Origin of the sequence: Aeromonas rivipollensis (genome assembly GCF_037811135.1) — a bacterium.
Lineage (GTDB): Bacteria > Pseudomonadota > Gammaproteobacteria > Enterobacterales > Aeromonadaceae > Aeromonas > Aeromonas rivipollensis.
Genome location: NZ_CP149130.1, coordinates 428,068 through 441,258, shown reverse-complemented (window position 1 = coordinate 441,258; position 13,191 = coordinate 428,068). Strand labels below are relative to the sequence as shown.

Here is a 13,191-nt window from a genome sequence, read left to right as displayed (position 1 = left end):
CTGGTCGGGGCATAGACTGCGGCCGAGGGCGCAGGCAAAAGGGGAAGCGTTGTTTCCCACATGGAAGCGGGGTGGCCTGCTCGCCCTGCTGATCCTGGCGCTGCCCCTGCGGGCCGAACCCGAACCGCTGGCGCAACGGCTGAGCGACGGACTCAAGGAAGATGCGGCGCTGGCCCTGCGCGACTATCTGCAGCAACAGGGCTGGCCGGACACCCAAGCCGACTATCAGGTCTGGCTCTCCCCCGCCGTGGCCCATCTTCCCCCCTGCCAGCAGGCGGTGCGCTACCAGGCGGGCGGGCAGTATCGCCAGCCCTGGGGGCGGCGACCCTATCTGGTGGAGTGTACCGAACCGGCCTGGCAGCTCAGGGCGCGGGTGGAGGTCACCCTGATGCTGCCGGTCTGGGTGACGGCGCAGGAGATCCAGAAAGGGCAGACCATAGGGCCGGGGGATCTGCTCGAGAAGTCCCTCGACGTCAGCCGGTTGCAGCGGGGGTTCGTCCCAAGCAATGAGTCCCTGGTGGGCAGCAAAAGCACCCGACATCTCAGGATGGGCCAGCTGATAGGGGAACTTGACTTGCAGCTGGCCTGGGCCGTCCGGGCGGGGGAAGGGGTATTGATCAGGGCGGGCCAGCAGAGCTTTTCCGCCACCACCCGCGGCACTGCGCTGACCAATGCCGCCATTGGCGAGGGGGTCAGGGTCAGAAACCTCAGTTCGGGCAAGGAGATCCAGGCCTGGGTGATCGACAAGGGGGAAGTCGAAACCCGTTTTTAGCCCACAAAAGGCGAGTTTGATTCAAGTTCGGCCGCCTTCGGGTCGCCTGTCAGAGATAGACCATCAGGAATTGACGTTATGAAAATCACACGCACCGACCCTATCTATGTTCAACCCCAGCAGCAGCGCAAGGCCGATGCCGCGCCCGCAGCCCAGCCACGGGCCGGCCAGGGGGATGCCCTAATCAGCAGCACGGCCCAGAGCATCAATCAGGCAAGGTCTCAGCTGGCATCCACTTCCGACGTGGACATGGAGAAGGTGAACCAGATCCGCCAGGCCATCAGCGAAGGCCGGCTCGAGCTCGACATGGATGCCCTGAGCCAGGCCATCCTGGACATGCACCGCCGATGAGCATGGCCCCCAAGCTGAGGGTCAAGGAGCTGATCATCGGCATCCAGCAGGACTGCGGCCGCTACGCCGATCTGCAGCAGCTGCTGCTCAACCAGCACTCTCTGCTGGCCAGCCACGATGTCGACGGGTTGACCGGACACAACCGGCAGCAGACTAGGCTGATGGCCGACATCCAGCAACAGGCCCAGCAACGCTGTCAGCACCTGCTGGCGCTCGGGCTCAAGCCCGACGAGCAGGGCATGGCGACGCTCATCACCAGACTGCCCGACCCGCTGCAACAGCGCGTTGGCGAGCAATGGCAACGCCTCGAGTGGCTGTTGCAGCAGTGCCGGCGCCAGAACGAACTCAACGGACGCCTGCTGGCCGGCCAGATCGAAACGATCAACACCCTGCTGGGCCAGGAGTCATCCTATGGCAGGCAGGAACACTTCCCCGATTGAATCGTCAGCGCCCCTGCAGGGTGCGATGACGCAGGCTGGCGAGCTCGTCCAGTTGCCGCTGCTCCCCTGACTCCTGCCGCTGGCGCGCCGCCAGATCCCGCTTGTCCAGCAACAGTTCCAGCCCCTTGACCCGGCCAAACTGCTTGAGCAGTTGTCCCTCGTGGCGCGCCAGATCCAGGTTGGCCAGCGCGGACTGCTGCACCTGGTGATCCAGCAGGTGGCGCAGTTGTCCCTGCATCTGCTGCTTGTTCTGCCACAGCAGGGGATGGAAGCTGGCCGAGCCCGGTTGCAGCGTCGCTATCACCTCCTGCAATTTGAGGGCCCGCCGCTCCTCACGCAGCGCCACCTCCCGCAGCCGCTGCCGCTCCTTGCCCATGGTATCCAGGGCATCCTGTTGCAACCCGAGGTAGGATTTCAGCATGGGGCGTCCTTAGGCTCTGCCAAGCACTTGCTTGAGGCCGCTCACCACCTGGGTGATGGGGGTCTCTTCATGGATCCCCTGTTGCAGGAAGCTGGCGATGGCGGGATAGCGCTGCACGGCTTCGTCCATCTGGGGATCGGCGCCGGGCTGATAGCCGCCGAGGGGCAGCAGCTCGCGCACCTGCTGGTAGCGCCCCCACAGCTGGCGCAGGTTCACCGCCAGCCCCTGCCATTGTGGAGGCACCACCTGCGGCATCACCCGGCTCACCGAGGCGCCGATGTCGATGGCGGGGTAGTGCCCCTCCTCCGCCAGCCGCCGCGTCAGCACTATGTGTCCATCGAGAATGGCCCTGGCGGCATCCACCACGGGATCCTGCTGATCATCCCCCTCCGCCAGCACCGTATAGAAGGCGCTCAGGCTGCCGTCGGTGCGGGTGCCGTTGCCCGCCCGCTCCACCAGCTGGGTCAGCATGCTGAACACCGAGGGCGGATAGCCACGGGTGGCGGGCGGCTCTCCGATCGCCAGGGCGATTTCCCGCTGGGCCTGGGCATAGCGGGTCAGGGAGTCCATCAGCAGCAGCACGTCCTGACCCTGCTCACGGAAATACTCCGCGATGCGGTGGCACAGCTGGGCGGCCCGCAGGCGCATCAGGGGGGATTGGTCAGCGGGGGCCGCGATCACCACGGCGCGGGCCAGCCCCTCTGTTCCCAGGCTGTGCTCGATGAACTCCCGCACCTCCCGGCCCCGCTCGCCGATGAGCCCCACCACCACTATCTGGGCGCTGGTATTGCGCGTCATCATGCCGAGCAGCATGCTCTTGCCCACCCCTGAGCCGGCAAACAGCCCCAGTCGCTGGCCCTTGCCGACCGTCAGCAGGCCGTTGATGGCGCGAATGCCCACATCCAGGGGCTCGCGTACCGGGGTGCGCAGCAGGGGGTTGGGGGGGGAAGAGAACAGGGGAACCCGCTCCCCCTCCTCTGACAGCGAACGCCCGTCCAGGGGGTGCAGCAGGCCGTCTAGCACCCGGCCGAGCAGGTGCTCGCCGACCACTATGGTCTCCTCCCCGTCGATGGGCAGCACCCGGGCACCGGCATAGAGGCCGCTCATGGGTTGCAGGGGCATCAGGTAGGAGATATCCCGGTTGAAGCCGACCACCTCGGCCAGCAGGGAGTCACCCGTTGCCGTTTCCACCCGGCAGCGCTGCCCCATCACCAGCTGGCAGCCCACCACTTCCAGGGTCAGCCCGGTGACGCGCACCAGGCGGCCATAACGACGAAAGCCCGGGATCTCGTCCAGGCTGTCCAGCGCCGAGGTCAGCGCCTGCTGCAATGCCTCATGCATCCCGAGGCAGTTCCAAGGTCTGGTTGAGCTGCTCGATGCAACGACCGAGCCGCTCCCCCGTGTTGATCTCGATCACCGCGGCCCGGGTCTCGATCCGGGCGTCACCGACCCCCAGGGCCCCGTCCACCTGCAGCGGCCACTTCTCGCAGCGGGTCACCCCCTGCTCGGCCAGGCGCTGCCTGTCCCCCTCATTGAGGTAGATCACCAGATCTTCCGACTCGCTCGGCAGGGTCGCCATGGCCTGTTCGACCTGCTGGAGCACCTGCTGCGGGTTGAGGGTGAACTCGGCCTGGATCACCCGCTTGGCCACCTGGGCGACCAGCTGGGCGATCAACGCCTTCTGCTCCAGCATCCGGGCCCGGGTCAGAGACTCCCACTGCTGTTGCAGCTTGGCAAAGGGGACCATGGCCTGATCGAACGAGGCCCTGCCCTCGGCCAGCCCCTGGGCCAGGCCACGCACCTGTCCCTGTTGCAGACCCTTGGCCTCCCCTTCAATCAGGCCGCTGGTCAACCCCTGCTGGTAGCCGGCCTGATACCCCTCTGTCTGTCCCTGCTCCAGCCCTTGCTGATAGCCGTATTCGAACTCTTCCTGCTGGCTTCTGGCCTCTTCCCCGCTCTGTCCCAGTGCCGGGAAACGGTAGAGACGGGTGGCACCGGCCGCCAGTTTGCGAACATGCTGACTCATGCCTGTCTCCTGTTAGCTGACGGTGGCTTCTTCGAACAGCTGGAACTCGATCTCGCCCTGCTCCACCAGTTCCCGCACCAGTTGCATCACCTCTTCCCTGGCCTGCTCCACCTTGCGCAGGGAGACGCTGCCCTGATCCTGGATCTGGGCTTCCAGTGCCTGCGCCATCCGCTTGGGCATGGCCCCCAGCACCACCTTGCGAAAACCGGCGTCGGTATTCTTCAGGGCCAGCGCCAGCAGATCCGCCGGCAGCTCCTGCACCAGACGCTGCAGGGTGTCGTCGCTCTGGCGACGCAGGGCCATGAAGTCGAACATGTTCTTCTCGATCTCGAGGGCCATGTCGCCGTCGTGTTCCCGCAGCAGGGAGAGCATCTGCTCCTTGTCACCCTGATAGCGGTTGAGGATGTCGGCCACCTGGCGCACCCCGTTCACCTTGGCGCCGGACTGGTCGGCCACGTAGGCGAGACAGCGATCCAGGGTCAGCCTCAGCTCGGCCAGCACATGCTCGCTGACCGAGCTGAGGCTGGCGACCCGGACCAGCAGATCGTCGTGGAGCGACCCCGGCAGGGCATCGAGCACGGCCGAGGCGGTCTGGGGCGGCAGGAAGGCGAGCAGCACCGCCTGCATCTGGGGGTGTTCGTTGCGAAAGAAGCGGGCCAGGACATCCGCTGGCACCCATTGCAGGCGCTGGATGTCCTGGCTCATCGCATCGCCATAGAGGCTGTCGAGCAGGCTGCGGGAGAGGCGCTGACCCAGCGCCAGATCCAGGGTCTGCTCCAGGTATTCCCGAGACGCGCTGCCGATGCCGCTCTGCTCGCGATACTGGTTGAAGAACTGCTGCAGGGTCCACTTTGCCTCTATCGAGCTCACGCCGGAGAGGCCCGCCATCTTGGAGATGAGCCGTTGCACCTCGTCCCGCGACAGCTTCTGCATCACCTTGGCGGCCGCCTCTGTGCCCATGCTCAGCAGCAGGATGGCGGCCTTCTCGAGGTTGTCGATGTCGATGTCGACCGCGCTCTGGTTCAGATTACCGTTGTTCATTGCCACTCACCCATTGTCTGACCACTTCCGCCACCCGGGCAGTGTCTTTATCCACCAGCAGTTGCAGGTGCTTGAGCTGCACCTCGAGCTCGGAGCCAGGCTCCGGCAGCGCCTCCAGATCCAGCGAGGAGAACTGGGGCTCCAGCTTGTATTCCGCCTGCTGCAGGCTCTTGCCAATCGCGGTGCCGTCAGTCTCGTCATCCCCTTCCCGGCGCATGGAGAGGCCTATGGTCGGTTCCTGCTCTTCATCCTGCTCCTGTTCCGACTCGGCATCAGGATATTGCTGGGTACGCACCAGGTGCTTCACCAGAGGGCGAATGCCGAAGAACACCAGGGTCAGTCCCAGCAGGCCACCCACCAGGTAGCGCAGGGAGTCTTGCCAGTAAGGGGTCTCCAGCCAGCTCGACTCAGGTGGCGTCACCGGCACGGCGCCGGTGAAGTCGAACACCTGCAAGCTGATCTGATCGCCACGCACGCCGTCAAAGCCGACGGAGCGCTCCACCATCTGGCGGATCTGCTCCAGCTGCTCCGCGCTCCAGCCCCCTTTGGGGCCGCTCTGCTGGTTGAGCAGTATGGAGACGTTCATCCGCTCCAGTCGTCCCTGCTGATAGCGGGTATGCACTATGGTGCGGCTGTTCTCGTACTGCTTGCTGACCTCCTGCCGTTCGGTACGGGTGTCATTCTTGGCAGGCTCCGGCGCCGCCGCATTCCCTTCGGCAGCCTGGTCGGTCTGGGGCGCCGTCTCGGGAGGACGGTTGGACAGGGCCCCCGGAATGCCGAGCGCCAGGGCATCTATGGTCTTGTCGGACTTGTTGGATTCCTTGGTCACCACACCGTTGGGATCCAGCTGTTGCTGGGTCTCTTCCACAGCGTTGAAGTTGACATCAGCGGCGATCTGGACCCGGAAGTTGCCGGTGCCCAGCATGGGATAGAGCATGTCGCTGGCACGCTGGCGGATGTACTGCTCCAGCTTGCGCACGTATTCCATCTGCTGGACGCTCTGCTTGCCGAAGCCCGCCTTGTCGCCAAGCTCGGCACTCAACAATTGGCCCGCCTGATCCACTATGGTCACGGCACCGGGCTTCATGCCCGAGATGCTGCCCGCCACCAGGTTGGCGATGGCCTCGACCTGACCCGGCTCCATGGACTGGCCGGGTTGCAGATCCAGCATCACGGAGGCGCTGGGTTTCTCTTCGTCACGGCCGACAAACAGGGTCCGCTTGGGGATAGCCAGATGCACCCGGGCACTGCGCACCGCATCCAGCGAGATGATGGTTCTGGCCAGCTCCCCTTCCAGGGCATGGCGATAACGCGCCCCTTCCATGAACTCGCTGGTGCCAAGACCTGTCACTGTGTCCAGCCCCTCGAGGCCGGCCGGCATGGCCGCCCTGACCCCGCGCGCCGCCAGCGCCATGCGCACGTGGGCAAGCTGGCTCTCCGGTACCAGGATCTGGCCCGAGCTTTTCTCCAGCCGGAAGGGCACCTGCTCCTTCTCCAGCATCTCCATGATGTTGGCGGTGTCGTAGAGCTCCTGCTTGCCGTAGAGCGGCACATAGTTCTTGCTGGAGGTCCAGAGGATCACCACTATGGTGCCCGCCACTATGGCGGCAAGCAGCGCTATGGTCAGGATGGATTTGTTGTCCCGGGACAGGGTGCGCCAGTTGCGCATCCCTTCCTGTACCCGGGCGATCAGGGAGCCCGATGCCCCCGGCGAGGATGATACCAATTCAGTCATGACCTACCCTCAGAGCGGCATGCGCATGATGTCATCGAAGCCTGTCATCAGTTTGTTGCGCACCTGCATCAGGGCGGAAAAACTGAGACCTGCCTTCTGGCTGGCCACCATGGCCCCCACCAGATCGTCGCTCTGACCCGCGTCGACGGCGGTCATCAATCTGGACGCGACATTCTGCTGTTCGTTGACCCGGCCGACGACGTCACGCATGGCGTCGCTGAACGAGACAGCCGAGGCGTCGTTAGGCTCGATGGAAGGGGTGTGACTGGCAACGCGCTGCATTTCCTGCATCTGCTGCAGGAGCGTCACCTGTGATGACATGATCTCAATCTTCACTCGGTTATCCCTTAGTTTTGAATCTGCTGCTCGACATCGATGCCCTGCTCGCGCATGGCAGCCAGCTTGTATCTAAGTGCCCGGGTCGTCATCCCAAGGGCTTCGGCCGTACGAGTCCGGTGACCACGAAAACGGCGCAACGTCTCCAGGACGAATTGAAATTCGGCATGCCGTTTGGTCTCGCTGAGCCCCTCCGGGGCCGCAAGCGTCTGCGGTAACAGGTTGTCGGCTTCCACGGCATAATGGGGCAGCATCAAATCGACCGCCTGAATATGCAATCCGCGAGCCATAATTAGCGCCCGCTGGATCACGTTGTCCAGTTCGCGCACATTGCCCGGCCAGTCATAGGAGAGCAGCTGCTTGCAGGCGCTCTCGCTGAGGCGATACCCCTGCTGGGCGGCGTAGCGCTCGATGAAGTACTCCGCCAGCGGCAGTATGTCGTCCGGCCGCTCCCGCAGGGCGGGCCAGCTCATGGGCAGCACATCGAGCCGGTAGAAGAGGTCCTCGCGAAACTCCCCCTGCAACACCAACTCCCTCAGGTCTCTGTTGCTGGCGGCAATGATCCGCACATCCAGCGCAATCACCTGATGGCTGCCCAACCGCTCGACCTCTTTCTCCTGCAGTACCCGCAGCAGCTTGGCCTGCAATGCCAGCGGCAGTTCGGAGATCTCGTCGAGCAGCAGGGTGCCCCCCTGGGCCAGCTCGAACTTGCCCTGCTGGCTGGCGGTCGCGCCGGTAAAGGCCCCCTTGCTGTGTCCGAACAGGATGGATTCGAGCATGGATTCGGGGATGGCTGCGCAGTTGATGGCCACGAAGGGCTTGCCCGCCCGGCTGGACATCTCGTGGATGTAGCGGGCCAGCCGCTCCTTGCCCGTCCCCGACTCGCCGCCGATGAGGATGGTGGCCGAGGTCTTGGCAGCCCGCCTGGCGAGCTGCAATACCTGCAGGCTCAGAGGCGAGGAGGCGATCAGGTTGGGAATGGCCTGACGCAGGCGCAGGGCCCCCCTCACCACATCGAGGATCTGGCGCTGACTGAAAGGCTTGATGATGTAATCGATGGCGCCGGCCCGCATGGCCTCCGCCGCCAGATAGGCCTGGTGCTCATTGACCAGGATGACGCAGTCGGTACCCGCCAGCTCCTGCACCATTGAGGGACCGGCCTCGGTCATGACCGCCATGTCGAGCAACACGAGATCCGCGGAATGGTTGGAGAGAAATTGCTTGGCCAGCGGGACAGAATTCAGGCAAGAGACGCGATAGCCTGCATTCAACAATATTCCCTCAACATCGTCTCCATTTGATAACGAAGAGGAAACTAATAATAGATGTGCATGAGATTCAATACCGACGGGTATTGAATTTTCCTTGATAGATAAATCAGAAAACATATTAACCCGAACCTGTGATTGCACATGAATCAATCAACAGAACTGACGCTCAAAAAATAAAAACGCACCAGGACGGGGCAGCACCTCTTATTGAGCACTTACCCTATATCGGTATGAAAACAAGGCTGGAATCATGACCTTGGTAACCCCGCTATCATTAGCATCAATGCCGTTAGACCGGAGGCTTTGCGTCCTGACTTTTCAGTTCAGTTTGCCTTTATCATGCGACGACCCGTATTAGGATGGCATGGCTTGGTTGTCCTTAAGCCATGTGACACATCTGACTGTTTCTATTTTATTTTTTCACTGTCAGTCTGTGTCGCGTCAAAAGCCGTCACATCATAACGGCTTTATATGACAATTCAAGCAGATGTGCGGAATAGTCTCTTCCTGCCGGCATATGGGCGTGGCAATTCCACTTCAGCCCAGGGTGCCAATTACTTCGACCCGTAAATCTTCCGGGATCTCGTTATAAGAGAGCACTTTGAGACCCTTTGAGAAGGATCGGGCATAGCGGGCGATCAGGGGCCTGAGCTGGGGCATGACCACCAGCACGGGCGCATACCCCTGCTGCTGCAACTGCTCCTTCACCAGCGGCATGTTCTGCTGCAACTGCGCCAGCAATTGCGGGTCGACCGGGAAGCTGTCCAGCTGGATTTTTCCCTGCTGCTGGGACTGGTTCATTGCCGTCAGCAGGGTCTGCTCCAGCCGGTCGTCCAGGGTGAAGGCCGCCAGTATGTCGCGGGATCCGATCGCCTGCCTGACGATCTGGCGCTTGAGGGCGCAGCGCACGTCCGAGGCCAGCAGCACCGGGTCCTTGGTCAGCTCGCTCGCATCCAGCAAGGTGGTGGCTATGGTGCGGATGTCGGTGAGGCTGATCTGCTCCTTGAGCAATTGACGGAAGACCCGCAGTTGCTGCATCTGGGTCAGGGCCAGATTGAGCTCTTCCGCCAGGCGGGGGGACTGGGTGGCCAGATACTGGCCCAGCTTGCCCACCTCGTCATGGCCGAAGAGCCCATCGAGCTGCTCCCTGAGCAACTTGCTGGCATGGGTGGCGATGACGGTGGCAGAGTCGACCACGGAGTAACCCAGGTTGAGCGCCTTGGCCTTGTTGTCCGGCGAGATCCAGACAGCGTTCATGCCATAGGCCGGATCCTGGGTCAGCTCGCCGTCCAGGGCGCCATAGGTCTCGCCGCTGCTGATGGCCATCAGCCGCTGGCAATCCACATTGCCTGTGGCCAGGGCAATGCCAGACAGCTTGATGCGATACTGGTCCGGCTGCAGTTGCAGGTTGTCCCGCACCCGGATCTCGGGCAGCAGGAAACCGTACTGCTCGGACAGTGTCTTGCGAATGCCGCGCACCCGGGCGAGCAGCTCGGCCCCCTTGTTCGCCTCGGCCAGCGGCACCAACCGATAACCCAGTTCGATGGCGACCGCATCCACCGGCGGCAGATCCTGCCAGTCCAGCCCTTGCGGCTCCGGCTGTACCATCTGCCTCGTCAGCTCCTCGGCCGCATCCAGGGCCGGATCCTTTGCCCGGCGCTGGCTGACGCTCCAGCCGGTCCAGGCCAGCACAGCGGCAAAGCTGAGGAAGGCCAGCATGGGCATGCCGGGCACCAGGCCCAGGATCAGCATGATGGTCGCCGCCGTATAGATGACCCGGGGAGAAGCCAGGATCTGCTGGCCGACCTGATCCGACATCTCCCCCTCGTCACTCACCCTAGTGACTATGATGGCCGCCGCGGTGGACATCAGCAGGGAGGGGATCTGGGCGACCAGACCATCACCTATGGTGAGCAGGGCATAGATGCGGAAGGCATCGGAGACCGGCAGCGAGTGCTGGAAGATACCGATGGCGAGACCGCCCACCAGGTTGATGATCAGCACCAGCAGGCCGGCGATGGCATCGCCACGGACAAACTTGGAGGCCCCGTCCATGGCGCCGTAGAAGTCGGCTTCCCTGGCGATCTCTTCCCGCCTGGCGCGGGCCTGGTGCTGATCCAGGGTGCCGGCGTTGAGATCGGCATCTATGGCCATCTGCTTGCCCGGCATGGCATCCAGGGTGAAGCGGGCGGAGACTTCGGAGATCCGCTCCCCCCCCTTGGTGATCACCACGAAGTTGATGATCATCAGGATCACGAACACCACCAGACCCACCACGTAGTTGCCACCGATCACCACTTCCCCGAAGGCCTGGATGACCTTGCCGGCGGCCTCGTTGCCCTCATGACCATGGAGCAGCACCACCCGGGTGGAGGCGACGTTGAGGGACAGCCGCATCAGGGTGGCCACCAGCAGCACTGTCGGGAATACGGAGAAATCGAGGGGGCGGCGAGCCGAGACAGAGACCAGCAGCACCAGCACCGCCAGCACTATGTTGAAGGTGAACAGGGCATCCAGCAGCCAACCTGGCAGAGGCAGTATCATCATCGCCAGGATGGCCAGCAGCATCATGGGGATAGCTGTATAGGATTGGGTCAATACACGCCAGTTCACAACTTACCTCTCAGGTTGACGTAACTCGGGCGGCACATGCAGAGGAGCAAGGGGATTGGGTTTTCTGCCCTTGCCTGCCTCATAGGCCCGTAACTGCAATACGTGGTTCAATACATAGGCGACCGCTGTGTAGAGGCCCGCCGGCACTTCCTGATCCACCCGGGTGGAGTAATAGATGGCCCGGGTCAGCTCCGGCAGGCTCATCACCATCTTGTCGTGCTGCCTGGCGACCTCGCGGATCCGCTCCGCCATGCCGTCTATACCCTTGGCAATCACATAGGGGGCGTTGGCCCTCGCAGGATCATACTTGATGGCGACCGCGTAATGGGTCGGGTTCACTATGATGACGTCTGCCTGCGGCACCCGCTGTTCGATGCGCGCCCGCGCCAGCATGCCCTGCACCTGGCGGATCCTGGCCTTGATCTCTGGGCGCCCCTCGCTGTTCTTGTGCTCGTCCTTGACCTCCTGCTTGGTCATCTTCAACTGCTTGTTCAATGACCAGCGCTGATAGGGGACATCCAGCACGGCGATCAGCATCTGCACCGTGCCTAGCAAGATAAATGCCTGAGAAAGGATGCGCAGCGCCTGTTCCATGGCAGCCTGGGGCGGCATGCGGTTCATCATCATCAGCAGGGGCCACTGGTGCTGGAGCATCAGGGCCAGGGTGCCGCCGATCAGCAGCACCTTGAGAAGGGATTTCAGCAGTTCCATCAGGCTGTGGGTCGAGAACATCCGCTTAAGGCCCTTGAGCGGATTGAGCTTCTCCCCGCTTGGCATCAGCTTCTTCCAGACCAGCACCATGCCCCCCGGCACTATGCTGAGCAGGACCAGCAACAGGGCGAGCAGGCCGAACAGCGGCAGCAGGACCCACAACATGCCGATCAGCGCATCGGCGGTCCACTGGATCATCATCTGGGGATCCCGCGCCCCCTGCCAGTTGAAGCGTTGGGGCTGCTTCATCAGCTCGGCAAAGAAAAGGCCGAAGCTCGGCACCATCCACTGCATGGCCAGCCCACCGATCAGCAGCAGACCGGCGGAGCTCAGCTCCTTGGAGCGCGCTATCTGCCCCTCTTCCCGCGCCTTGCGCCTTTTCTGGGTGGAGGCCTCTTCGGTTTTATCCTGGGCGCTGCTCTGACTCATGTCGGCGTCAACGCCCTGAGCTGGGCCAGCACATGGGCGACCAGATCCAGATACCGGGCCGGCACACCGCTGATGGAGATGGCCATGGTGAGCAGCCCCAGCAACAGCGTCATGGGGAAGCCCAAAGAGAAAATGTTCAGCGAGGGGGCGGTACGGTTGAGCACCCCGAAGGTGAGATTGACCATCAGCATGGCCACCACGGCCGGCAGGGTCAGGATCAGGGCCGCCCCTATGCTCCAGCCGAACAGGCCGATGACCCCCTTCAGGTCCAGCGCGTAGAGGGAGGCCCCCGGTGGCCAGCTGCGCAGGCTCTGCACCAGCACCTCCAGGGTCACCAGATGGCCGTTCAGGCCGAGGAACAGCAGCGAGCAGAAGATCAGCATGATCTGGCTGACGATGGGCGCCGTGTCCCCGTTGGACGGATCATTCATCACCGCCATCGCCAGACCCATCTGCATGGAGAGGATCTGGCCCGCCATGGTCATCACCATGAACAGCATCTGGATGCAGAGCCCGAACAGCAGACCGAACAGCAGCTGTTCCAGGGTCAGCACCATCATGCCGACGCTGAAGGGATCCAGAGCCGGCATGTCCTTGAGCATGGGGGCGATCAGCAGGCTGATGACGAAGGCCAGAAAGATGCGGACCTGGGCCGGGATGCGGCCATCACCAAACACCGGCATCACCCAGAAGGCTGCCGCGATACGAATGAAGGGCCACCACCACTGTCCCAGCCAGGCGGTCAGCTCGGCCGCACTGAGCGACAGCAGGGAGTTCATCCGATGAGCCCGGGGATCTTCTGGAACAGGTCGGAAAACAGGGTGGTGATCTGCGACAGCAGCCAGTTCCCCGTGAAGATCAGCGTCAACAGGGTCACGATGAAACGGGGCAGGAAGCTGAGGGTCTGCTCCTGGATCTGGGTCGCGGCCTGGAAGATGCTGACCACCAGACCGACGATGAGGCCGGGCACGATCAGCACCGAGACCATGATGACCACCAGGTTCACGGCCCCCCCGACCAGGGCCACGCTCTGTTCAGGTGTCAC

At 63.1% G+C, this 13,191-nt stretch carries 14 protein-coding genes and 1 riboswitch; of the genes, 3 read left to right on the top strand and 11 right to left on the bottom strand.

What is annotated here, in order from left to right:
• The first annotated feature begins 49 nt into the window (after positions 1-49).
• The 3 genes from lfgA to lfgN all read left to right on the top strand — a co-directional run bounded on the left by lfgA (position 50) and on the right by lfgN (position 1,563).
• Positions 50-772, top strand: coding sequence for a lateral flagellar basal body P-ring formation protein LfgA (gene lfgA / locus WIR04_RS02070; protein ID WP_338890085.1), 723 nt, complete (start codon positions 50-52; stop codon positions 770-772).
• Positions 773-850: 78 nt separating this feature from the next.
• Complete coding sequence (gene flgM / locus WIR04_RS02065) at positions 851-1,123, top strand: flagellar biosynthesis anti-sigma factor FlgM (protein WP_139745578.1); 273 nt, start codon at positions 851-853, stop codon at positions 1,121-1,123.
• A complete protein-coding gene (gene lfgN / locus WIR04_RS02060; protein WP_234566782.1) occupies positions 1,120-1,563 on the top strand; it encodes a lateral flagellar protein LfgN in 444 nt (147 codons plus the stop codon). Before flgM ends, lfgN begins: the two co-directional genes overlap by 4 nt.
• A 4-nt stretch (positions 1,564-1,567) precedes the next feature.
• On the opposite strand, the gene lfiJ is transcribed toward lfgN, so the two are convergent.
• From lfiJ to fliQ, 11 genes are all read right to left on the bottom strand, one after another.
• Positions 1,568-1,984, bottom strand: a complete 417-nt coding sequence (gene lfiJ / locus WIR04_RS02055; protein ID WP_025328494.1) for a lateral flagellar protein LfiJ — start codon at positions 1,982-1,984, stop codon at positions 1,568-1,570.
• A 9-nt stretch (positions 1,985-1,993) separates the two neighbouring features.
• The gene (lfiI, locus tag WIR04_RS02050) at positions 1,994-3,325 is read right to left on the bottom strand and encodes a lateral flagellar FliI-like assembly ATPase LfiI (protein ID WP_338890078.1); all 1,332 of its coding nucleotides are present in this window, start codon (positions 3,323-3,325) and stop codon (positions 1,994-1,996) included.
• Positions 3,318-4,010: a lateral flagellar assembly protein FliH gene (gene lfiH, locus WIR04_RS02045; RefSeq protein ID WP_139745533.1), complete on the bottom strand. Its 693-nt coding sequence runs from the start codon at positions 4,008-4,010 to the stop codon at positions 3,318-3,320. Before lfiH ends, lfiI begins: the two co-directional genes overlap by 8 nt.
• A gap of 12 nt (positions 4,011-4,022) precedes the next feature.
• On the bottom strand, positions 4,023-5,051 hold the full coding sequence (fliGL, locus tag WIR04_RS02040; RefSeq protein WP_025328497.1) for a lateral flagellar motor switch protein FliGL: 1,029 nt from the start codon (positions 5,049-5,051) through the stop codon (positions 4,023-4,025).
• Positions 5,038-6,777: a lateral flagellar M-ring protein FliFL gene (gene fliFL / locus WIR04_RS02035; RefSeq protein WP_420883455.1), complete on the bottom strand. Its 1,740-nt coding sequence runs from the start codon at positions 6,775-6,777 to the stop codon at positions 5,038-5,040. Before fliFL ends, fliGL begins: the two co-directional genes overlap by 14 nt.
• Positions 6,778-6,795: 18 nt before the next feature.
• On the bottom strand, positions 6,796-7,122 hold the full coding sequence (lfiE, locus tag WIR04_RS02030) for a lateral flagellar hook-basal body complex protein LfiE (protein WP_025328499.1): 327 nt from the start codon (positions 7,120-7,122) through the stop codon (positions 6,796-6,798).
• Between the two features lie 11 nt (positions 7,123-7,133).
• Positions 7,134-8,396 (bottom strand): lateral flagellar response regulator transcription factor LafK, encoded by a 1,263-nt coding sequence (lafK, locus tag WIR04_RS02025; protein WP_275065808.1) that lies wholly within the window; start codon positions 8,394-8,396, stop codon positions 7,134-7,136.
• 252 nt (positions 8,397-8,648) lie between these two features.
• Positions 8,649-8,736: riboswitch (cyclic di-GMP riboswitch) on the bottom strand.
• Between the two features lie 194 nt (positions 8,737-8,930).
• A complete protein-coding gene (lfhA, locus tag WIR04_RS02020) occupies positions 8,931-11,006 on the bottom strand; it encodes a lateral flagellar biosynthesis protein LfhA (protein ID WP_025328501.1) in 2,076 nt (691 codons plus the stop codon).
• Positions 11,007-11,009: 3 nt separating this feature from the next.
• On the bottom strand, positions 11,010-12,146 hold the full coding sequence (gene flhB / locus WIR04_RS02015) for a flagellar biosynthesis protein FlhB (RefSeq protein WP_307765819.1): 1,137 nt from the start codon (positions 12,144-12,146) through the stop codon (positions 11,010-11,012).
• A complete protein-coding gene (lfiR, locus tag WIR04_RS02010; RefSeq protein WP_025328503.1) occupies positions 12,143-12,925 on the bottom strand; it encodes a lateral flagellar biosynthetic protein LfiR in 783 nt (260 codons plus the stop codon). Before lfiR ends, flhB begins: the two co-directional genes overlap by 4 nt.
• A complete protein-coding gene (gene fliQ / locus WIR04_RS02005; RefSeq protein ID WP_025328504.1) occupies positions 12,922-13,191 on the bottom strand; it encodes a flagellar biosynthesis protein FliQ in 270 nt (89 codons plus the stop codon). Before fliQ ends, lfiR begins: the two co-directional genes overlap by 4 nt.